16 protein-coding genes are annotated in these 21,678 nt (G+C 75.4%); 4 read left to right on the forward strand and 12 right to left on the reverse strand.

Features of this window, described 5'->3' with window-relative positions; genetic code table 11:
• Window positions 1-137: 137 nt before the first annotated feature.
• Together ATL51_RS22675 and ATL51_RS22680 are read right to left on the reverse strand one after the other, a co-directional pair.
• Window positions 138-581, reverse strand: coding sequence for a nuclear transport factor 2 family protein (locus ATL51_RS22675; protein WP_100879876.1), 444 nt, complete (start codon window positions 579-581; stop codon window positions 138-140).
• A gap of 91 nt (window positions 582-672) precedes the next feature.
• Window positions 673-2,100, reverse strand: coding sequence for an NAD(P)/FAD-dependent oxidoreductase (locus ATL51_RS22680; RefSeq protein WP_100879877.1), 1,428 nt, complete (start codon window positions 2,098-2,100; stop codon window positions 673-675).
• A gap of 253 nt (window positions 2,101-2,353) precedes the next feature.
• Between ATL51_RS22680 and ATL51_RS22685 the strand changes: the two genes are divergently transcribed.
• Window positions 2,354-3,994, forward strand: a complete 1,641-nt coding sequence (locus tag ATL51_RS22685; protein WP_308292881.1) for an asparagine synthase-related protein — start codon at window positions 2,354-2,356, stop codon at window positions 3,992-3,994.
• A gap of 53 nt (window positions 3,995-4,047) precedes the next feature.
• Here ATL51_RS22685 and ATL51_RS28440 read toward each other — a convergent pair whose 3' ends face one another.
• The 3 genes from ATL51_RS28440 to ATL51_RS22700 form a co-directional block, all read right to left on the reverse strand.
• Complete coding sequence (locus tag ATL51_RS28440; RefSeq protein WP_157818490.1) at window positions 4,048-5,613, reverse strand: LCP family protein; 1,566 nt, start codon at window positions 5,611-5,613, stop codon at window positions 4,048-4,050.
• Between the two features lie 1,620 nt (window positions 5,614-7,233).
• Window positions 7,234-8,238 (reverse strand): hypothetical protein, encoded by a 1,005-nt coding sequence (locus ATL51_RS22695; protein WP_246352668.1) that lies wholly within the window; start codon window positions 8,236-8,238, stop codon window positions 7,234-7,236.
• A 104-nt stretch (window positions 8,239-8,342) separates the two neighbouring features.
• Complete coding sequence (locus ATL51_RS22700) at window positions 8,343-9,224, reverse strand: LytR/AlgR family response regulator transcription factor (RefSeq protein ID WP_208623195.1); 882 nt, start codon at window positions 9,222-9,224, stop codon at window positions 8,343-8,345.
• Window positions 9,225-9,809: 585 nt separating this feature from the next.
• Between ATL51_RS22700 and mftD the strand changes: the two genes are divergently transcribed.
• Complete coding sequence (mftD, locus tag ATL51_RS22705; RefSeq protein WP_062400817.1) at window positions 9,810-11,027, forward strand: pre-mycofactocin synthase MftD; 1,218 nt, start codon at window positions 9,810-9,812, stop codon at window positions 11,025-11,027.
• A gap of 54 nt (window positions 11,028-11,081) precedes the next feature.
• Here mftD and ATL51_RS22710 read toward each other — a convergent pair whose 3' ends face one another.
• The 4 genes from ATL51_RS22710 to ATL51_RS22725 form a co-directional block, all read right to left on the reverse strand.
• Window positions 11,082-11,975 (reverse strand): oxidoreductase, encoded by an 894-nt coding sequence (locus ATL51_RS22710; RefSeq protein WP_100879880.1) that lies wholly within the window; start codon window positions 11,973-11,975, stop codon window positions 11,082-11,084.
• Between the two features lie 79 nt (window positions 11,976-12,054).
• The gene (locus ATL51_RS22715) at window positions 12,055-13,461 is read right to left on the reverse strand and encodes a PepSY-associated TM helix domain-containing protein (protein ID WP_301549136.1); all 1,407 of its coding nucleotides are present in this window, start codon (window positions 13,459-13,461) and stop codon (window positions 12,055-12,057) included.
• A complete protein-coding gene (locus ATL51_RS22720; protein WP_100879881.1) occupies window positions 13,458-14,288 on the reverse strand; it encodes a DUF5134 domain-containing protein in 831 nt (276 codons plus the stop codon). The genes ATL51_RS22715 and ATL51_RS22720 overlap by 4 nt, the downstream gene beginning before the upstream one ends.
• Before the next feature lie 325 nt (window positions 14,289-14,613).
• Window positions 14,614-15,213, reverse strand: coding sequence for a sigma-70 family RNA polymerase sigma factor (locus ATL51_RS22725; RefSeq protein ID WP_100880878.1), 600 nt, complete (start codon window positions 15,211-15,213; stop codon window positions 14,614-14,616).
• Window positions 15,214-15,337: 124 nt separating this feature from the next.
• Between ATL51_RS22725 and ATL51_RS22730 the strand changes: the two genes are divergently transcribed.
• Window positions 15,338-15,997, forward strand: coding sequence for a Dph6-related ATP pyrophosphatase (locus ATL51_RS22730; RefSeq protein ID WP_073575527.1), 660 nt, complete (start codon window positions 15,338-15,340; stop codon window positions 15,995-15,997).
• Window positions 15,998-16,022: 25 nt separating this feature from the next.
• Here the strand turns inward: ATL51_RS22730 and ATL51_RS22735 are convergent, their stop codons facing one another.
• Complete coding sequence (locus ATL51_RS22735) at window positions 16,023-17,177, reverse strand: DegT/DnrJ/EryC1/StrS family aminotransferase (RefSeq protein WP_301549137.1); 1,155 nt, start codon at window positions 17,175-17,177, stop codon at window positions 16,023-16,025.
• Between the two features lie 165 nt (window positions 17,178-17,342).
• On the opposite strand from ATL51_RS22735, the gene ATL51_RS22740 reads away from it, so the two are divergent.
• Window positions 17,343-18,998, forward strand: coding sequence for an FAD-dependent oxidoreductase (locus ATL51_RS22740; RefSeq protein WP_100879882.1), 1,656 nt, complete (start codon window positions 17,343-17,345; stop codon window positions 18,996-18,998).
• 10 nt (window positions 18,999-19,008) lie between these two features.
• Here ATL51_RS22740 and ATL51_RS22745 read toward each other — a convergent pair whose 3' ends face one another.
• Both ATL51_RS22745 and ATL51_RS22750 read right to left on the reverse strand, forming a co-directional pair.
• Window positions 19,009-20,136 carry a sensor domain-containing diguanylate cyclase gene (locus tag ATL51_RS22745; RefSeq protein ID WP_157818491.1) on the reverse strand — a complete coding sequence of 376 codons (1,128 nt, stop codon included), beginning with the start codon at window positions 20,134-20,136 and terminating at the stop codon, window positions 19,009-19,011.
• 56 nt (window positions 20,137-20,192) lie between these two features.
• A complete protein-coding gene (locus ATL51_RS22750; RefSeq protein ID WP_100879884.1) occupies window positions 20,193-21,629 on the reverse strand; it encodes an MFS transporter in 1,437 nt (478 codons plus the stop codon).
• Window positions 21,630-21,678 lie beyond the last annotated feature (49 nt).

Below are 21,678 nucleotides of genomic sequence, written 5' to 3' on the forward strand. Positions count from 1 at the left end.
TCAGGGCGTGTCGGCCCTGTTCGACGCCGTCCGTGGCGCTGCTCACCGCACCCGGGCGACCGCCCGTCGCACGGCGCGGGGGCGGGACTGTTGCCGCAGGTCAGCGGCATGAAAGCGCGAAAGCGGTGACGATGGGCTCACCCGTCGAGCACGGAGCGCAGTCCCGTGACGTCCCAGAGGGTGCGGACCTCGTCGATCCGGCCCTGCCGCACCCGCACCAGCTGCACCGCCAGCACCTCCGCCGCGCGTCCGGTGGGGGCGAGCCCGGGCACCAGCCACGGCAGTTCCCGGTCGTGGGTGAAGCCGACGCGGACCTCGTCGACCACCCGGCGGACGTCGACGATGCGCGACACCCGGGTCCGGGTCAGCCCGGACGGCCGGGCCGCGGCGAGGGCGGCCAGGTGCGCGACGACCGCGTCCCGGCCGTGGCCCCCGGCGCCGGTCGGCAGTTCGGTCCAGCTCACGTCGGTGGCCAGCGCGGCCGTCGCCGGGCCGGGGTCGCCCGCGTCGTAGAGCGCGTCGGCCGCGGTGTCCCAGAGCCGTGCGATGTCGCGCATCAGGACCTGCATCGCCGGGGTCACCCGATCACGGTGCCACGCCCCGGCCCACCCGCGCACGCGACGACGCCCGGGGGCACGTGCCCCCGGGCGTCGGTCGTGGTGCGTGGCCGGCTCAGCCCGTGGCGGCCGGGCGCTCGGGCGCGGGCGGCGTGCCGGGCGAGACCCGCGGGTCCAGCTCGGCGCGCTCGTCGGTCTTCTCGCCCAGCGGCTTCTCCGGGTCGACCGCCTTGTCGTAGGACGCGGTGACGCTGATCAGCCGGTGCCCGCGGAAGCGGGCGTAGCGCAGCGACCGCAGCCAGTTGTAGAGCGTGCCGAAGCGGTTGCCCCAGCCGATCAGGAACATCACGTGCACGTAGCACCAGATGAAGTACCCGAGCCAGCCGGTGAGCTTGATGCCGCGGACGTCGGCGACGGCCTCGCGGGCGCCGATGGTCGCCATCGAGCCCTTGTCGAAGTACTTGAACGGGGCCGGGGTGGTGTCGTCGCCCTTCGCCCGTGCCTTGATCAGCTTGCCGACGTAGGTGCCCTGCTGCATCGCGACCTGCGCGACGCCGGGCAGCCGGTCGATGGTGGAGACCATGTCGCCGATCGCGAACACGTCGCGGCGGTCCGGCAGGCTGCAGTCCGGGTCCACGGTGAGACGGCCCGCGCGGTCCACCTCGCCGCCGGAGGCCTTCGCCAGCAGCTCGCCCAGCGGGGAGGCCTGGACACCCGCGGCCCACACCTTGGTGCGGGCGGTGATGCGCTCCTCGCCGTTCGGGCCCTTCACCGTGATGGAGTCGGCGTCCATCCCGGTCGCCATGGTGTTCAGGCGGACCTCGATGCCCTTCTTCTCCAGGGTCTTGCGCGTGTAGTTCTGCAGCTTCTTCGCGAACGGCGGCAGCACCGCCGGCGCCGCGTCGAGCAGGATGATCCGCGCGGAGCGGGTGTCGATCGACCGGTACTCACGCGGCAGCACGTACTGCGCCAGCTCGGCGAGCTGACCGGCGAGCTCGACGCCGGTGGGGCCGGCGCCGACGACCACGAAGGTCATCCACGCCTGCTTCTCCTCCTCGGTCGTCGCGACCTCGGCGAGCTCGTAGGCACCCAGGATGCGCGAGCGCAGCAGCCGGGCGTCCTCGATCGACTTCATGCCGGGCGCGTGCTCGGCCCACTCCGGGTGCCCGAAGTAGGCGTGCGTGGCGCCCGCGGCGACGACGAGGGTGTCGTAGGGCAGCACGATCCGCTGCCCGTCCGGCGCGGCCGCGTGGACGACCTTGGCCTCGAGGTCGATGTCGCCGACCTCGGCGAGCAGGGTGCGGACGTTGCTCTGCTTCTTCAGCACCCGGCGCAGGGCCGGGGCGATCAGGCCGGGGGACAGGATGCCCGTCGCGACCTGGTAGAGCAGCGGCTGGAAGAGGTGGTGGTTCGTGCGGTCGACGATCGTCACGTCGACATCGGCGCCCTTGAGCGCCTTGGCGGCCTGCACACCACCGAACCCTCCGCCGACGATCACGACCTTGTGCCGGCCCTGCCGCTCGTCGTGCTCTGCCGTGCTCACCTGAGTCCGCCCCTTGTCGGTCGGTCCTGGCGCGGCATCACCGCGCACCTGCTCGATGGCCGGTGTCGGTCCCCGCCTCCGGACCCTGAGTCCTGGTGTCGGCGGTGGACGGCGGCCGTCCTGGCCGGTCTCCGACCGTACGAACCCACGGCCGCCGGGGCAATTCGGATCGCTCCGGAAACGCCTTTCAGAGTCCGAACTCACACGGTGGGGGAGCGGAAGCCGGGATGCGGGTTCGCGCGACCGTGCGACGATGGAGCCCATGTGTGGGATCGTGGCTGCGTTCGGTGGACCCACGGCGTGGCCGGGCGGTGAGCCCGCCGACCCCGGGAAGTACGAGCGGATGCTCGCCCGGGTGGCGCACCGCGGCCCCGACGACACCGGCGTGCAGGTCGTGGGGAACGCCTGGCTCGGGCACCAACGCCTGTCGATCATGGACGTCAGCGGCGGGCACCAGCCGATGTCCGACGCCGCCCGCACCGCGTGGATCGTCGGCAACGGCGAGATCTACAACCACGAGCGCATCGCCAAGGCGTTCCCGGACGGCACGGTGCGCACCAAGTCCGACACCGAGGCCGCGCTGCACGCGGTGATGTGGGACGGCCAGGCCGCGGTCGCCTCGCTGAACGGCATGTTCGCCGTCGCCATGGGGCGCACCGACGGCGCCGGGCTCGTCGCCCGGGATCCGTTCGGCGTGAAGCCGTTGTACTGGGTGCCGCCGGCAGAGCTCCGTGACGGCGGCGGCGGTGCGTCCGGGGCTGTCCCGTACACCGCGCCGGACCCGTCGGAGACGGTGCTGTTCGCCAGCGAGCTCCGCGCGTTCGACCCCGAGGACCGCCCGTACGTGCGCTCGTTCCCGCCCGGCTGCCTGTGGAGCCCGTCGTCGGGGCTGGTGCGGTTCGCCGACGCCGTGCCGGTCGAGGTCCGCCCGGCACGCCGCGCGATCCGCCCCGGCTGGGACGACGCGGACCTGTCCCGGGTGCGCGAGGCCGTGGTGTCCGCGGTCCGTCGCCGGATGATGTCCGACGTCGGTGTCGGCGTGTTCCTGTCCGGTGGCCTGGACTCGGCGCTGGTCGCGGCCATCGCCGCGCAGGAGGCCCGGGCCCGAGGCGAGCAGCTGCCCACCTTCGCCGTCGGGACCGCCGAGTCCGGTGACCTGATCGCGGCCCGCAAGGTCGCCGCGCACATCGGGTCGGACCACCACGAGATCCTGGTGACCCCCGAGGACATCGCCGAGGCCCTCGACCACGCCGTCGAGGTCATCGAGCACTACGACCCGGCCCTGGTCCGCAGCGCGGTGCCCAACCTGATCCTCGCCCGCGAGGCGGCGAAGAAGGTCAAGGTCGTGCTCACCGGGGAAGGTGCCGACGAGCTGTTCGCCGGTTACTCCTACATCCACGGCCCCGAGTACGCCGACCCGGACACCCTGCAGGCCGAGCTGGTCCGCTCGCTGGAGCAGCTGCACCACCTCAACCTGCAGCGCTGCGACCGCACCACCATGTACTTCGGCCTGGAGGCCCGCGAGCCGTTCCTGGACTCCGGCCTGGTCCGGGCCGCGCTGGCGCTGCCGCCGGAGTGGAAGCAGTGCCCGGACGGCCGCCCCGAGAAGGCGATCCTGCGCGAGGCGTTCGAGGGCTGGCTGCCCGAGGACCTGCTGTGGCGCGGCAAGGAGCAGTTCGGCGACGGCTCCGGCGCCGGCACCGTGCTCGCCGAGCTGGCCGCCCGCAAGGCCGCCGCCGCGGCCGACACCGGGGTCACCGACGGGGTGCCCGAGCACCCGTCCGACTCCTGGCCGCTGCGCAGCGAGGAGGAGGTCCTCTACCACGGGATCTGGCGCTCCCACTTCGACGGGATCCGGCCGGACCACGTGCTCGGGGCGTTCGCGACGGCCTGAGCGGCGCTCTGCCCCGGTCGCCCGACCGGTGCGGCGGGCTCGGCCGCGGAGGGCTAGTTCTGGTCGGGACGGAGGCCGTCGACCTGATCGGAGCCGGAGACCCCGCTCGAACCGGTCGCGGACGGGTCCTGCGACGTGCCGGGCTCGCCCCCGGCGGGGACGTCGGCCGCGCCCGTCGACGCGCAGGACTCCTCGACCGACTGCGGCAGCGCCGCGGCCGGGTCGGGGGTCGGCGACGCGCTCGCCGAGGACGACCGCGACGACTCCGTGCTCGGGGACGGCTGCGCCGTCGGGGCGGCGAGCGCCGGGGCGGTCCCGGGCGCCGGCTCCGGGGCCGGGTCGGCGATGGCGTTGCGGACGACCTCGCGCATGTAGGAGACGTCGGGGTCGGCGGTGACGAAGTAGCCCGTCGAGGAGTTCGGGTCCGGCAGCGACGGGTCGAACGCGACGCTCTCCAGCCGGAACCCCTCGTCGGCCAGGACGGCCAGCGCGGGCAGCACCTGCTGGGGCATGTCGGTGGCGACGTTGTCCCGGGTCACCGCGGCGATGCTCTGGAACCGGGAGATCAGCTCGGTCGCGGTCGTCTGCGAGATGACCGCCTGGATCAGGCAGCGCTGGCGGCCCATCCGCTGGTAGTCGGTGCCGTCCCGGCGGGAGCGCGCGAACCACAGCGCGTCCTCGCCGCCCAGGGTCTGCACCCCGGGGCTGATGTAGCGGTCCGGGGTGACGTGCCTGCCGAACGCGGTGACGCCACCGACCGGGATCGGCTCGGGCCCGACGTTCACGGTGACTCCGCCGACGGCGTCGATCATCGAGGAGAACCCGGCCATGTTGACCTCGAGGTAGTAGTCCAGCGGCAGGCCGGTCATGTACGCGATCGAGGACTGGAGCAGGTTGATGCCCGGCGACGACGTCGGTCCCGACGGCGCGATCTCCGGGTGCTGCTCGGCATAGGCGTAGACGGCGTTGAGCAGGTAGTCGCCCGACAACGGCTGCGACGGGTCGTGGAAGCCGTCCGGGAACTCCTCCGCGGCCGGGCTGCCCGGCGGGAACTCGGCCCGCTGGATGTTGCGGGGCAGGCTGAACAGCGTCGTCCGGCCGGAACGGGTGTCGATGCTGGCGACCATCATGGTGTCGGTACGGGTACCGGTCCGGTCGTCGCCGGCGTCGCTGCCCAGCAGCAGCACGTTCAGCCGGGGCTTGCCCAGCGCCTCGGCCGCCGAGGTCCCGCCGCCCTGGAACAGCGAGTTCAGCAGCCCGCGCTGGGAGTTCATCAGCTCGACGCCGTAGCCGAAGGGCACGGCGACGGTGAGGCACAGCAGGGCCGCGGTCCCGGTGCCGAGGATCTTCCGGCCGAGCGGCATCCCGCGCGGCCGGGCCAGTGCGTAGGTCCGCGCGACCTGGGCGATCCAGGCGATCCCGGCGACCACCAGCGCCACCGCGATGACGGTCAGCGTGGTCGTCGACAGCAGGTTCTGGAGCAGCGTCGAGCGCCGGGCCAGGAGCACCACCGCCGCCAGCCCGACGACGATCGCGACCACCGTGCCGAGGATCAGCCCACCGGTACGACGGCGGCGCAGCGCGAGGTGTCCGCTGCCGGGCACCACGGTGGACGCCACGGTGAGTCCGAGCGCGGCGGCGAGGGTGCGCCGCGCGGGGTCGGGTGCGGCCGACCTGCCGGCGGGCGGGGACAGCGTGCTGTTCCCGTCGCGCCTCTCACCGCGGCCGCCCCGGGCCTTCGCCGCGGAGCCTCCCGCCGCCGAGCCTGCTGCGGCGGTTCCTGCTGCGGCGGTGCCTGCCGCGGCACCGGCGGCGAGACCGGTGTGCGGTGGCCGAGGAGGAGCGGAACGCGAGGTGTCGCGCGGGGCCTCCGGCGCGGACCCGCCCGGACCTGCCGGGCGTGTGTCGGCGGGGCGCCCCTGCGGTCCGTCCGGTCTGCCGGTGTCGGGCCGACCGGGGGCGCCGTCCGGGCGGGCGGTGCCGGACGACCGCGCACCGGAGGGGGGCGCGGTGGCGCCGCCGGGCTGCCCGGTCGCGGTGGAACGGCCCGGTACGGCCTGCGGGCCGCTGTCGGGCCGGCCGTCGGACCGAAGGTCGGGGGCACCTGGACGGGTCTCACCTGGGCGCCGGGGGCCACCCGGCGGCAACGGCCCCGGACCCGCCTGGCCCGGACCCGACCGACCCGGGCCGCTCGGGACCGCGGGGCCCCCGGGGCGCGACGGTGCGTCCGGACGCGAACCCGTGTGCGCGGACGCACCGGCGGCGCCGGGCACTGCGTCACCGGAGACCGGGCCACCGGGCCGGCGCGGGACGATCGGCAGCTCGCCGCTGAGCCGGGCCGCGCGGTCACGCTCCTCCGGCGGGGCGTCGGGCTCGGAGGCGCGGTGCCGCCGGTGCTCCGCGGCGGTGTCCGGCCGGCCGGGGACCTTCACGGTGTCACCGATGCCACGACGGGTCGCGCGGATGGAACGGATGTCGGTGGGCCTGCTGTCGCTGTGCCCACCACGGCCCGGGGTCTCCTCCCGGGTCGGGCGGGACGACCAGGCGGCGGCCCGCCGGGCCGCGGCCCGGGCCTCGCGCTCGCGTCGGGGGAGCCAGGACTCGTCCTCGGCGGGCCGCCCGGCACCGTCCGGCGGGCCGGGGGGCCTGCCACCGGGACGCGCCGCGGGGCCGGTTCCGCGGCGCGGGTCACCGGCGGGCGGCCGTGGCGTACCGGGGGCGGGCGGACCGGGTCGTCGCCGGGGGCCCGACGGCTGCTCCTGGGGAGGCCTGCCGGACTGCGGGGACCTGCGGTCACCGGGCCTGCCGGACTGCGGGGCCGGGGGCCCGGCGGGGCCGGGCGGTGGTGCGGCACCGCCACGGGCGGGCGGCGGGGTGTCGCGACGGTCGTTCGGCGGCGGGGTCTCACCGAGGTCCCGGGGCGGGGTGCCGCGCCGGGCCTCGTCCCGCAGGTGCGGGCGGTCGTCGCGGCGGGCGCGCTCGGGAGGGCCGGGTCGTCGTGGCCGGTCCGGACCGGTCGGGCGGGAGCCCTCCTGCGGTCGTTCGTCCACCCGGGGCACCCCCTTCACTGGTCGGCACGGGCGGGGCGGCCGTGCCGCGCGGAGGAGCCGCGGCACGTGCCTGCGCACCCGGCGGCGACGACGACGCTCGGGTCCCGGTGAGGGTACTTGCCGTGATCACGATCTCGGTGAGCGGCCACCCACCCCGGTGGGTGGCGCCGGGCAGGGCGGACATACCCGTCACTGGTACGACACGAAGACGGGTGACTCGGGCCGGACGGCGTAGGTCTCGCGCGGGGTGAAGGTCGGCTCGTCCTCGTCGATGAAGTTCTTCCAGCCCCACCACAGACCCGGCGGACGGGGTGCGGCGTGCAGTGCGTTCCAGGTCTCGGTCTTCTCCTGGCGGGTGCCGTAGCCGTCGGCGTGCAGCACGGTCGCGAGCTCGCGGTGGGAGGTGACCACGGTCTGCCGGTCGGAGATCATCGAGACCCGGAACTGGTGGATGAGGAACACCTTCTGCGGCAGCTTCTTCTCGCGCACCAGCCCGGCCAGCCACTCCGAGGTCCGGTTGATCTCGGCCGCGGTCACCGAGCCGACCTGCACGCCGTGGCGCCGGCCCGGCTCCAGCCGCCACTCGGGGTCGAGCGCGAGCCCGACGTGCGGCTGCGCGAGCAGCTCGGCGTAGCGCTTGGCCTGGGTCAGGAAGTCGGTGGTCCCGGGCTGCAGGTCCAGCACCACGTAGACGCCGGCCTTCCCGGCCTGCTCGACCCACGGTCGCAGCTCGTCGACGCTCATCTCCGCCGAGTAGTCGCCGTCCGGGCCGGGGGCGCGGTCGGCGACCGTCGTGATGATCTCGAACGCCGGCACGACGGGCTCGCGCACGAGCGGCTGGAAGTCGGCGGCGAGGTCCTTCGCGCGGGCGATCGAGCGCGGCAGGTCCTGCTCGCCGAGGACACCCATCGACGGGGTGCCCGGGTGGCCGTAGAGCGCTGCCATCCGGCGGCCCGGGAAGACCTCGGTGCCACCCCCGGGAAGCTCCGGTACCGCGGGCGCGGCGGAGGTGGGCGCCGGTTGCGCGGGGGACGGCGGGGCGGCCGGAGCCGGGGCGGGGGCGGCGGCGCTCGCGGAGCAGCCCGCGACCAGTGCGCACGCGGTCAGGAGCGCCACGAGCAGCGCAGGCGGACGCGCGCGGCGACGACGGTTGGTGACGGACAGGACGTGCGAGGACTCACCCGAGATGGACACCGGTCACCAGGCTAGGCGACAGGATCGCGCACGGCAGAACCGAAGGTGACCGGGCGTGTCGGCCACGCGACGAGCCGTGACCCGCCGCGGTCGGCGACCCCGCGTCAGCGCGGGACGACGGGTCCGTCCGGGCCGTCCTCCGGCCCGCGGTGCGGACGCGGCGGACGTCCGCGCAGGATCCGCTTGAGGCCCGCGGTGTGTCGCCGGCTGACGGGCAGCTCGACCGCACCCGGCCCGTTGCCGAGGCGGACCACGTACCCCGACCCGGACATGCGCAGCTCGGTGATGAGCGGCAGCGACACCAGGTAGGCGCGGTGGATCCGCACGAACCCGGCCTCGCCCCAGCGGTCCTCCAGCACCGAGACCGGGATCCGGACCAGGTGGCTGCCCTCGCTGGTGTGCAGCCGGGCGTAGTCGCCCTGGGCCTCGACGAACCGGATCGAGGAGCGGGGGACGAGTTTCGTGGTGCCGGCCAGCTCGACCGGCACCACCTCGTCGTCGGTGGTCGCGGCGGGGGCGCCCCGGCGGGCGGCCGCGGGATCGGGCCTGCCGCCCTGCTCGACGCCGTGGCGCGGCGGTGCCGGCGGCGGGCCGCTCTCGGTCCGGCGGGCCGCGCGCAGCGCCATGGTGCGGTCCAGCGAGCCGGACAGGCGCTCGGTGCGCAGCGGCTTGAGCAGGTAGTCGACGGCGCCGACCTCGTAGGCGTCGACGGCGCGGTCGTCGTGGGCGGTCACGAACACCACCGGCGGCGGGTCGGCCATCGCGTTCAGCACCCGGGCGAGCTCCAGGCCGTCGAGGCCGGGCATCCGGATGTCGAGGAACACCACGTCGACGGTCGGGGTGTTCGCGTCGGCCTGCGAGCCGTGCAGGATGCGCAGCGCCTCGGTGGCGTCCGGCGCGGTCAGCACGGTCGCGACCCGCTGGTCCTCGCCGAGCAGGTGCGCCAGCTCGAGCAGGGCCGGTTCCTCGTCGTCGACGGCGAGCACGGTGAGCCGTGTCCCCGCCGGGGCGGCAGGCGGTGGTTGCGGCGGCTCCGGGGCGCGGAGCTGTCCCGGGACCCCGATGGGCCGGTGGTTGCTCGCGGCGCCGTACCCGGGTTGCAGCACGTGGCCGACCGGGCCGGCGGGCGTCGCGCCCGAAGCGTGCCCACCCCGCGCGTGGCTGTACACGGCTCCTCCTTGCCGCGGGCACACCGCCCGCTGACCGGTGACTGCGGGCACACCGTATCGAGACAGCGGAGCGTCACCGACGGCCGGTCCGGCCTCCCGTCCCACACGATCCGGGGTGGGCCTTCGGAGTGGGCCTGACCGCGGAGCGTCACGAGTCGTGGCAGCCGGTCGTGGACGCGGTCCGTTCTCCGGGCGTGGGACGGCGTCGTGGCTGGTCGGGCGGAGGGTCGTTCCCCCGCCGATCGGACGGGCTGCGGGCGGGTGTCATTGTGGCACTCGGTGCCGAAACGCTACCGTGCCGTGAGACCCGCCACGTGGGACCGTCTCGTACCCGGTCGGCGTGTCGGGCCGGCCGCGACCGACGGTGGCCGGGCGCACACCTCCGACTGCGAAGGGGCAGGCATGGCGAGCACGAAGGACTGGTTCGAGACGGTCGCGGAGGCGCAGCGACGGGCGCGCAAGCGCCTGCCGAAGTCGGTCTACTACGCGCTGGTCGCCGGCGCGGAGCAGGGGATCACGCTGGCGGACAACGTCGCCGCCTTCGACGAGCTCGGTTTCCGCCCGCACATCGCGGGGCTGCCGCCGCAGCGGGAGCAGAAGACCTCGGTGATGGGCGTCGACATCGACTTCCCGGTCATGATCTCCCCGACCGGTGTGCAGGCCGTCGACCCGGAGGGCGAGGTCGCGGTCGCGCGCGCCGCGCACAGCTCCAACATCCAGAATCCGCTCAACCCCGAGCAGACCGTGTCGACGGCGATGGGCCTGTCGTCGTTCGCGTCCCGCTCGGTCGAGGACGTCTGCGCGGTCCACGACAAGGTCTTCTTCCAGGTCTACTGGGCCGGGTCGAAGGAGGACATCCTCGAGCGCGCCCTGCGTGCGAAGCGGGCGGGCGCCAAGGGCCTCATCGTGACCCTGGACTGGACCTTCGCCACCCGCCGCGACTGGGGCAGCCCGCCCATCCCCGAGAAGGTCGACGTCAAGGCCGCGCTGCAGTTCGCGCCCGAGATGATCACCAAGCCGCGCTACGTGCTGGACTGGGCGAAGTCCGGGAGGATCCCGGACCTCAAGGCCCCGAACATGGCGCCCCCCGGCGGCGGCGACGCCCCCACCTTCTTCGGCGCCTACGGCGTCTGGTGGACCACCCCGCTGCCGACCTGGGACGACATCGCCTGGCTCCGCGAGAAGTGGGGCGGCCCGTTCATGATCAAGGGCATCATGCACCCCGACGACGCCCGTCGCGCCGTCGACGCGGGCGCCACCGCGGTCTCGGTGTCCAACCACGGCGGCAACAACCTCGACGGCACCCCGGCCGCGATCCGGGCGCTGCCCGCGATCGTCGACGCCGTCGGGGACCAGGTCGAGGTCGTGATGGACGGCGGCATCCGCCGCGGTGCCGACGTCGTCAAGGCGCTCGCGCTCGGTGCCCGCGCGGTCCTGATCGGCCGCGCGTATCTGTGGGGGATGGCCGCGCAGGGCGAGCGCGGGGTCACCAACGTCCTGTCGATCCTCTACAAGGGGATCGACGAGGCGCTGCTGGGCCTGGGCAAGAAGTCGATCCACGAGCTCTCCCGCGACGACCTGATCGTCCCGGAGAACTTCACCCGCGTCTCGAAGCTCTGAGACACCCGGTGGTGCGGGGGCCCGGCGCGACCGGGCCCCGGCACCACCGTCCGCTCACAGCGGGTACGTGACCCGGGTCAGCTCCTCGGCGCGCTCCCAGAGCGCCCGCTGCATCCGTCGGTCGTGCGAGGCCGCCGTGGACCCGACCGGACGCGGGTTGCCACGGGCCTCGCCGATGCCGTCCGGTCCGATGTAGGCCCCGCCGGGCAGGTCCGGGACGGTTGCGGCGAACAGCGTCGGCAGCGCCCCGGCCGCCGCGGACTGGGCGACCACCTTGTTGAGCACGCCCATCAGCGCGTCCTGGACGGACTCGGTGCGCGACTGCAGGTTCGTCGCCGCGTACCCGGGGTGCGCGGCCATCGACCGCAGCCGCGACCCGGCCGCCACGAACCGGTGTTCCAGCTCGTAGGCGAACATCAGGCAGGCGAGCTTGGACTGGCCGTAGGCAGTCCAGCGCTCGTAGCGGCGGCGCTCGAAATTCAGGTCGTCGATGCCGATCCGGCCCATCCGGTGGGCCACGCTGGACAGCGTCACCACGCGGTCGGTGATCCGGTCGGCCAGCAGACCGGTCAGCGCGAAGTGGCCGAGGAAGTTGACCCCGAGCTGGGTCTCGAATCCGTCCGCGGTGCGGGAGAACGGCACCGCCATCAGGCCGGCGTTGTTGATCAGCACGTCGGCGGTGCCCTCGAACCCGGCGGCGAACTCGCGGACCGAGGTGAGGTCGGCCAGGTCGAGCCGGCGTACCGACACCGCGCCACCGAGCTCGGAGGCGATCTCCTCGCCGCGGAGGGTGTCCCGTACGGCCAGCACGACACGCGCACCGGCGTGCACCAGGGCCCGGGTGGTCTCCAGCCCGAGGCCACTGGTGGCGCCGGTGACGATCACGGTCCTGCCCTGCTGGGGCGGGATGTCCGCCGTCGTCCAGGGGGCGGGTGAGGTCCGGAACACGGGAGGACTCCTTCGCGGGGAACGGGACCCCAGGTCTACCCGCTCGCGCGGGGCCTTGCGCGCCCGCGCCCCGGACGGGTCAGCCCGCCGGCTCGCCGGTCTGCCGGTCCCGCCGGGCCGCGACCAGGGCGTCGACGAGCAGGAACGCGATCAGCGAGACCCCCAGCACCGGCAGCACCAGCCCGGTGAGCACCGCGGCGAGCCCGACCAGCGCCACCGCGGCGGGGGAGGGCCGCTCCCGGGACCCGGGCGGCCCGGCGAGTCCGCGCGACCCGTCCGGCCGGGTCGGCCTGCGCAGCCACCACATCCGGTAGCCCCACACGACCAGCACGACCACGGCCGACGCGAGTGCGGCGAGCGCGACCAGGTTGACGGTGCCGAACAGCAGGCCCATGTGCGCGTCGATGCCCCAGCGGGCGAGCTTCGCCGCGACCGGCCAGTCCGCGAAGGCGAGCCGGTCGGTGATCGTCCCGGTCGCCGGGTCCACGGCGACCGAGTCCTGCTGCGACGGCCAGCTGCGCACCGTCTGCTGGACCGTCCAGGCCCCGCCGGGCTCGCCCGGGGTGAGCTCGACCGGTCCGGAGAGACCGTCGGCGCGCGCGGCGTCGAGGACCCGCTGGGCGACGGCCGGGACTGCCCGCGGGGCCACCGGTGCCGTCGCGGCACCCGTCACGGGCGCGGCCGCGTCGCCACCGGCGGCGGGCAGCGTGCTGCTGACCGACGGCGTCGTCCAGTCCAGGGCGGTGCGCAGCGCGCCCACGTTGGCCCCGGCGAACTGCGACCAGGTCAGGCCGGTCGCGGCGAGGAACAGGAACCCGACCGAGGCCCAGACGCCCACCGCGCCGTGCCAGGACCGCAGCCGCGACCGCGACGACCCGCCGGTCCGCGGCAGCAGCCGCTCCCGGCGTCGTCGTACCCGGCGGGTCACCTGCACCACGAGGCCGGACAGGGTGAGCACGGCCAGCCAGGACGCCGCGAGCTCGGTGTAGACCTGTCCGGGGGCGCCCAGCAGCAGTGAGCGGTGCAGATTGTCGATCACGCCGCGGGCCGGGAGCCACTCGGCGTAGGTGTCGAGGGTGGCCCGCACCTGCGCGGTGTACGGGTCGACGAACACGGTGCGGCTGTAGCTCTCGGGCAGGTCGGCGTCGAACGACACCCGGGTCGTCGCGCCGGGTTCGCGCGACGGCCGGATCTCGGTGACGGGCAGGCCGGGCTGGGTCGCGACGGCCGCCTCGACCTGCCGGGACAGCGGGAGCTCCGGGCTGCTGACCGGGGCGGTCAGCGCGTCCGCGTACATCCAGCGCTCGATCGGTGGCGACAGCGTGTAGAGCAGCCCCGTCAGCGCCGCGACCAGCAGGAACGGGCCGACGAACAGGCCCGCGTAGAAGTGGATCCGGGTGACGAGTCCCTTCAGGCCCCGGAACAGCGGGGGCCGCTCCGGCGGCGGGACGGGCGCACCGGGCCGGGTGTCGAGGCCGGCGCTCACCAGCCCGCCACCATCGCCGCGAGCATGACGACCATGCCGACGCTCATGGCTGCGTGGCAGGCGGCGTCGGAGCGCGCGCCCAGCCGGCCCGCCGTCCGCGCAGGGGCCCCGGTCCGCTCGGCGAGCGCCGTGGCCGCCCCCGCCGTCCCGGCCGTGGTCGCCGTCCCCGCCGGGGCCGGCTGCGCGGAACCGGTCTGCGGGGCCGCCGCGGGGTCGGCGCAGTCGCAGGCGGCCGGGTCGGTCGTGGACGCGTCGTCGGGCGTCAGCGGGTCCCCGGCGTCGCGGTCGTGGCTCAGCGCGCGGGCACCCCAGTACCCGGCGGCGGCCAGGAGCACCGCGCACAGCGTCACGGTCACCGCGATCGCCCACCCGGCCGGGCCCGCCGCGCGGGCCGTCCCGGACATGTCCATGGCGGCACCGCCGCCGTGGTGGGCGTGGGCACCACCGCCGCCCGCGGCCTCCGCCGGTGAGGCCATGATCAGCGGCATCGCGGCGAGCATCCAGACCATCGCCGCGGCCATCAGTGCGTGCGCCGCACCCGCGACCCGCCCCGAGGGTCCGCAGGGCACCCCGCGCGACGCGGTGACCAGGAAGAACGCACCCAGCACGGAGAACAGGACGATCTGGGTCCACAGCCCGGCGCTGCCGTACCAGGTCCAGGTCATGACGACCATCGCCGCGCTCATCAGCAGGTGCGCGAGCTCCGCGGTGCGGTGCGCGGCGGAGCGGCGCTCCGAGACCGCGGCGGCCCAGCGGGCCAGCGCGTAGAACCCGGTGGCGGCGAACACCGCCGTCAGGGCCCAGGCCAGCGGCAACGACGAGATCACAGGTACTCCTCGGGGGCGGGGGAGGTGCGGGGGCGCACGCCGGAAGTGGTCGCCGGTGGGGCCCGTCCGGTTCCCGCCCGTACCGGTCCGGTGGGTGCGACGCCGGTCACTCCCGTCGTGACCGTCGGACCACGGTGGTCGGGCGGCGCGGAGGCCCGGATGCCGCGGCGGTCGGATGCGGCGGCGGTCGGGTGCCGCGACGGCCCGGGGTACAGCGGCGGTCGGGTGCAGCGACCGGGGGCGTATGCGGCCGGATGCCGCTGTGGTCGGATGCCGCTGTGGTCGGGGCGGCGGCCCGGTGGGACGCGTCGGGTGCGGCGCGGTCTCAGGGGCGGGCGGCGCGCCGGACGCCGGGCGCGGCCGCCCCGGCGGTCCCGGTCCCGTCCTCGCCGAGCGCGCGCAGCAGGTCCTCGCGTGCCCGGGCGACCCGGGACCGGATGGTGCCGACCGGGCAGCCGCAGACCTGCGCGGCCTCGGCGTAGCCCAGGTCCAGGACCTGGGTCAGGACGAACGCCTCACGACGGTCGTCGGGCAGCGCGTCGACCAGCGTCCGCAGCAGGACGGCCTCCTGCGCGCCGGTGCGAGGCGCCGCGCGCTCCAGCACCTCCTGGGTGTCCTCGCCCAGGTCCCGCACGCGGGGCCGGCGGACCGCGGTGCGCACCGCGTCGACGGCGACCCGGCGGGCGACCGACAGCAGCCAGGTGCGGGCGGTGGAGCGGCCCGCGAACGAGGGCAGCGACCGCAGGGCCCGCAGGAACGTCTCCTGGGCGAGGTCCTCGGCGTCGTCGCGGCCGGCGAGGTGGACGAGGAAGCGGTGGACGTCGACCTGGGTCGCCCGCACGAACTCCGCGAGCGCGGCGGTGTCACCGGCACCCGCGGCCAACGCCCACGCCGTCACGGTGGCGTCGTCGTGGCGTTCGGGCACGCTGGTCACGGTAGCCGTCGGCCGTGCGGGGCAGAAGCCCGACCCGGTCACCGTCCGCTCGGTGGGAGCACGGTGTGTGACCGGATCGGTGCTGTCCGGACGCTACCGTCGCAGGGTGTCCGACATGTGGGTCAGCTGGTCCGGGGGCAAGGACGCGGCGACGGCGCTGGCCGCCGCGCGGCGGGCCGGAGCGCGGGTGACCGGGCTGCTCAGCACCGTCACGGCAGGGCCCGGTGGCGCGGAGATCGCGGTGCACGGCGTGGGGGCCGCGCTCGTCGCCGCCCAGGCCGACGCGCTGGGCCTGCCGCTGCACCGGGTGGAGTTGCCGCCGTCGTGCCCCGACGGCGAGTACCGGGCCCGGCTGCGGGCCGCGCTCGCGCCGGCCGCCGCGTCCGGTGTCACCGGGCTGGTGCACGGCGACCTGGCGCTGGCCGACGTCCGTGCGTTCCGCGAGGAGGTCCTCGTCGGCACCGGGGTCACCGGGGTGTTCCCGCTGTGGGGCGCGGCGACCGGTGCGCTGGCCGCCGGGATGCTCGACGCCGGGTTGCGGGCGGTCGTCGTCGCCGTCGACCCGGGCCGGGTCCCCGCGCGGCTCGCCGGGGCCGTGTTCGACGCCGAGTTCCTGGCCGCGCTGCCACCGGGGGTCGACCCGTGCGGGGAGAACGGCGAGTTCCACACCTTCGTCACCGGCGGGCCGGGGTTCGCCCACGACGTGCCGGTCGCGGTCACCGGCACCGTCGCCCGCGACGGCCACGTGCAGGCCGTGCTGGCCCCGGCCGGCTGAGACCGGGCCGGGCCCGCCGGGCGGCTCAGCCCGCGGTGCGGGAGGCGAGCAGCCGGAACGCCGGCGTCGGCAGCTCGGGGGCGAGGTCGACCACGCAGGTCCGGGCCAGAATCTCCAGGGTGCGCGGGCAGGCGCCGGGGCCGTGGTCGATCTCGGTGCCGTTGGCCGCGTACGGGTCGAACCCGGGGTGCAGCGGGTTGCGGGCCCGCAGCGAGCGCCAGTTCGTGTAGACGTGCCGGCCGGTGTCGATGAGCCGGTGCACGCCGCGGCGGGCACCGAACTCCGCCGCCGCCTCGGCCGACGGGAAGGCCAGCGCCAGCCCGGCGGCGTGCGCCGGGTCGTGGTGCGGCACCGGCTCCAGGTCGCGCCCGATCCGGTCCGACAGCGCCGACAGCATGATGTCGCGGTGCCGCCCGCGCCGGGCGAGCTGCGCACGCAGGCCGGCCAGCTGCGGACGCAGCACCGCCGCGGACAGCTCGGGCATCCGCAGGTTGACCCCGACGATCAGGTCCGCGTCGGCCCCGGCGAATCCGGCGCGTTCGTAGCTGCCGACGTCGTGGTACATCGACGCCCGCTCGAACAGCTTCGGGTCCCGGGTGACCAGGGCGCCGCCCTCGCCGGAGCGGATGTTCTTGTGCTGATTGAAGCTGAAGGCGCCGGCGTGGCCGATCGACCCGGCCGGGCGCCCCCGGTACGTGACGCCGATGGCCTGGCAGGCGTCCTCGATCACCACGAGGTCGTGGGCGGCCGCGACGTCCATGATCGCGTCCATGTCGGCGACATGGTTGAGCATGTGCACCGGCAGCACCGCCCGGCTGCGCGGGGTGATCCGGTCCTTGAGGTCGGCCGGGTCCATCGTGAGCGAGGCGTCGACCTCGACCAGGACCGGCACGGCGCCGACGGCGAGTGCCGCGGCGGCCGTCGACACCCAGGTGTAGGCGGGGACGAGCACCTCGTCGCCGGGGCCGACCCCGGCGCCGACGAGTGCCGCGACCAGGGCGCTGGTCCCGCTGTTGACGGCCAGTGCGTGCGAGGTCCCGAGGAACCCGCCGAGCTCGGACTCGAACCGTGCGACCTCCGAGCGGTCGCCGCCGGTGAAGCGGCCCAGCTCCCCGCGCCCGAGGACCCGGACCGTCGCGGCCATCCCCCGTGCGGTCGTCGCCATGGCGGCGAGTCCCATACCGTGCTCCTCCGGATGCGAACCGTGTGAACCGGACACGACGGTACCGGGCGGGTCGGCACGCCCCCGGCGACGGGAGGCCGGGAGCAGCCACAGCGTCCTCACAGCCGAGCCGGGGCACCATCGGTGGCAGTACCGCACCACGTTCGGAAGGAACCGCCCTCCATGCTCATCGACACCCGGCGCGCGCTCCCCGGCTCCATCTTCGAGGCCGAGGTCTGCGTGATCGGCAGCGGTCCGGCCGGGGCCGCGGCCGCGACCGAGCTGGCCGACCGCGGCCTGCGCGTCGTCGTCCTGGAGGGTGGCGGCCCGGGTCTGAGCCGCACCGCCCGCGACACCTACCGGGGCATCACCGGGCGGGGCAAGCACGACCCGGTCGACGCCGTCCGGCAGAAACGCCTCGGCGGCACCTCCCTGGTGTGGGGCGGGCGCTGCGCCCCGCTCGACGACGTCGACTTCTCCGACCGCGAGTGGATGCCCGGTGCCGCGTGGCCGATCCGGCACGAGGAGCTGCGCGCCTGGTACCCGGCCGCCCAGCGGCACCTCGACGCCGGCGCCTGCGAGTACTCGGCCCCGGAGTCGGGCTTCCCGGCTGCCCCAGCCGGGATCCACAGCGACACCCTGCGCTGGGACGACCTGTGGCGCTGGAGCCCGCCGACGTCGTTCGCACCGACCGTGGAGAACATGGCGAAGGCGGGGCGGATCCGGCTGTTCCTGCACGCCACCGTCGCCCGTCTGGAGCGCGACCCGGTGTCGGGCACCGCGACCGAGGCCGTCGTCGTCCCGCGGCCGGGATGCGACATCCGGATCCGGGCGCGGCACTTCGTCGTCGCGGCGGGGGGCCTGGAGTCGGTCCGGATCCTGCTCGCCTCCGACGGCTACGGCGGCACCGGGACCGGAGCCGGGATCGGCGACGAGTACGGCCAGGTCGGGCGGCACTACATGACCCACCCGGTGGGCGAGGTCGGGCGGCTGCGGCTGACCACGGCCGGGCGCACGCTGGGCCTGGGCTACCTGCCCACCGACGACGGCGTCTACGCCCGCCGGATGCTCTCGCTGTCCCCGCAGGTCCAGGCCGACCACCGTCTGGGCAACCTGAAGGCAGCGCTGTGGTTCGCCGACCCGAAGGACGCCGAGCACGGCGACGCGCTGCTGTCGACGTTCGCGCTGACCTACTGGGGCCTGGGCAAGCTCCGCACCGGGTTCAAGGCCGCCGGGACGCACGCCCAGTACAGCCACACCACCGACATCGGCCACCACGTGCGCAACGTCGCCGCCGACCCGCTGCGGGTGGCACGCTTCGCCCGTGGGTGGGCCCGGCCGCGGATCACCGGGGAGCGGCGGGTGCCGTCGTTCATGCCGCTGGACTCCGCGCACTGCCGGCTGCGGTTCGACGCCGAGCAGACCCCCGACCCGGGGAACCGGGTCACGCTCGACCGCGAGCGCGACGCGCTGGGCCAGCACCGGCTGCGGGTCGACTACCGGGTCTCCGCCGCTGACCGGGAGGCGATCGTGACGTCGCTGTCCCTGATCGGCAAGGAGCTGGAGCGGACCGGGCTCGCCCACGTCGACCTGTCCGACGTGGAGCACGTGCACGACATGGACATGACCGACGGCACCCACCAGATGGGGCTGCTGCGCATGTCGGAGTCGCCGCGCACCGGCGTCGTGGACCCGGAGTGCCGGGTGCACGGCACGCCGAACGTGCACATCGCCTCCAGCGCGGTGTTCCCGTCGGCCGGCGCGGTCGGGCCGACGCTGGCGCTGGTCGCGCTGGCCTGCCGGACCGCGGAGCTGATCGCGGCCGACGTCCGGGGCTGAGCCCGCGCGGTCAGCCGCGCAGCAGCGTGACCCCGGTCCCGGCGTCGTCGAGCGCCGCCCACATCTCCTCGAGGGGAAGTGGGCGGTGCCGGGTCCGGGTGATCACCGCGTGCGACGGCGTCGGGACGAACGGGAACACCGCCGCCAGCCCGGCGACGGTCTCGCAGAGCCGCTGGGCGGCCGCGGCCAGGGACCGGACGTCGGCGCCGGGCAGCAGGAGGAGGAATTCCTCGCGCCCGACGCGCACCGGCCGCCCGGCGGACCCGACCTGCCCGGTGAGCAGCCGGGCGATCCCGCGGAGCACCGCGGTCTCGGCACGGAACCCGTGTCGCCGGGTCATCGACCCCAGCCCGTGCACCCGCAACAGCACCAGGCCCAGGGGCAGGGTGCCCGGGGCGGACCCGTCGAGCCAGCGGTCCAGGAACGCCCGGGTCGGCAGCCCGCTGCGCGGGTCGCGCTCGGCGCCGGGTTCGAGCTCGTCGAGCCGGGTCTGCGCGGCGTCGGCGCGGCGGCGTTCCAGCGACAGCTCACGGGCGAGGGCGTCCGCGGCGGCGTCGTAACGGTGGTCGGTGGCCGTGCCGGGGATGGGGACGACCCGGGAGAGCACCTCGTCGAGGCCGCCGGTGTGCCGCGAGCCGAGCCGCGCGCCGAGCTGGTGACGCAGCCGCAGCAGCTCGGAGTGGGCGTCGGCGTGCCGGAACGACCAGCGGGCGGAGAACAGCCTGCCCCGCTCCAGCGAGCGCGCCGCCCCGTCGACGGCCTCCAGGTCGTGGGCGACGACGGTCGCCCCGGACCGCGGCGTCAGGACGGTGACGCTCCACTCGCGGGCCGCGTCCTCGCCGTCGGTGAGACGGACGTGCCCGAGGCCGTCGGGGAACCCGTCGGGGGCGTCGCCGACGGTGGCGACGACGGCGCCGTCCCCGCAGACGGCGGCGAGCCGGTCCCAGACGCCGAGTGCCGGCCGGAGGTACTCCGACCGCTGGACGAGCCCGACGACCGCCATCGGCCGGTCCCGGGACGGGGCGAGGGCGAACTCCTCGATCGCCAGGGCGAGCGCGTCGAGCAGCGGCTTCGTGACGGTCCGTGAGGGGCGGTGCGCGACGCCGGGCATGAGTGTGGAGTCCCCGGCACTGATCACTCACGCCTCACTCATTTGCAGTAACGCTTGTCACAGAGTTATACGTGTGTGAACGGTTAAGCGGTTGCCTGTGTGATGCGAGTCTCGGTCCCTCCCCGTAACAGTGCGGCGGCAAGTACCGCACCGATCACGAGGAGTGATGATCCGATCCACATGGCGCTCGTGAACCCCGGCCCGAACGACGCCGGGTCGGCGGGGGCGTCCCCGCGGATCCCCGCGATCGCGGGTACGGCCGCGACCGCGAGCAGGCCCGCGGCCCGCGCGATCGCGTTGTTGACCCCCGACGCGACGCCCGCGTGCCGGTCCGCCGCCGCGTCGAGCACCGCCGTGGTCAGCGGCGCGACGGCCGCGGACAGCCCCAGCCCGACCAGCGCCGTCGCCGGGAGCACGTCGGTGAGCCAGGTCGCGCCGGGCCCGATCCGCGACGCCAGCAGCATCCCGGCCGCGGCCAGCAGCAGCCCGCCGGTGACCAGCGGTGCCGGGCCCGTGCGCGTCGCGAGCCGCCCGGCGCGGGCCGACAGCAGCAGCATGAGCACGGTGACCGGCAGGGTCGCGGTCCCCGCCAGCAACGGGGAGAACCCGGCCACGATCTGCAGCTGCACGGCGAGCAGCACGAACAGCAGCCCCAGCGCCGCATAGACGGCGACGGTCACGACGTTCGCGCCGGTGAACCGGCGCCCGTCCCCGGCGTCGCCGGTGCCGGTGAACAGCTCCGGTGGCACCAGCGGGGACCGGCTGCGCCGTTCGACCAGTGCGAACGCCACGAGTGCCGCCACTCCGGCGAGGCCCGCGCCCCACACCTGCAGTCCGGGCGATGCACCGGCGCCGGCCGCCGTCCCGGCCCAGGTCAGCAACGCCAGCCCGGCGACCGCGAGCACGCTGCCCGGGACGTCGAGCCGGTGCGCGGCGTCGGGGTCACGCGACTCGGGCACGTGCCGCACCGCCACCGCGACGACGACCGCCGCGAGCGGCAGGTTGATCAGGAACACCGCCCGCCACGACCACTCCACGAGCGTCCCGCCGACGAACGGGCCCAGCGCCCCCGCGACCCCGCCGAGCCCGGACCAGGCCCCGATGGCCGCCGCCCGGTCCGCCCCGTGGAACGACGCCGAGATCAGTGCCAGGCTGCCCGGGGTCAGCAACGCCCCGCCCACCCCCTGCAGGGCCCGGGCCGCGGCGAGCACCTCGACGCTCGGCGCCAGCCCGCACAGCAGTGAGGCCAGCGCGAACCAGACCGCCCCGGTCACGAAGATCCGCCGCCTGCCGAACCGGTCGCCCAGCGAGCCGCCGAGCAGGATCAGCCCGGCCAGGGTCAGGGTGTAGCCGTTGACCGTCCACTGGAGACCGGCGAATCCGGCGCCGAGGTCCTCGGCGATGCGGGGCAGGGCGATCGTGACGACGGTGTTGTCGAGCATCGCCATGCCCGAGCCGAGCACGCAGGCCGTGATGACCCAACGGCCGGCCGCGGTGCCGGTGCGCAGTCCGGTGTCCATGGTCGGCGAACACCGGGACGTCCTGGTCTCTTCCGTCGCCGGGCCTCGG

The sequence above is a fragment of the Pseudonocardia alni genome (genome assembly GCF_002813375.1).
GTDB classification, from domain to species: domain Bacteria; phylum Actinomycetota; class Actinomycetes; order Mycobacteriales; family Pseudonocardiaceae; genus Pseudonocardia; species Pseudonocardia alni.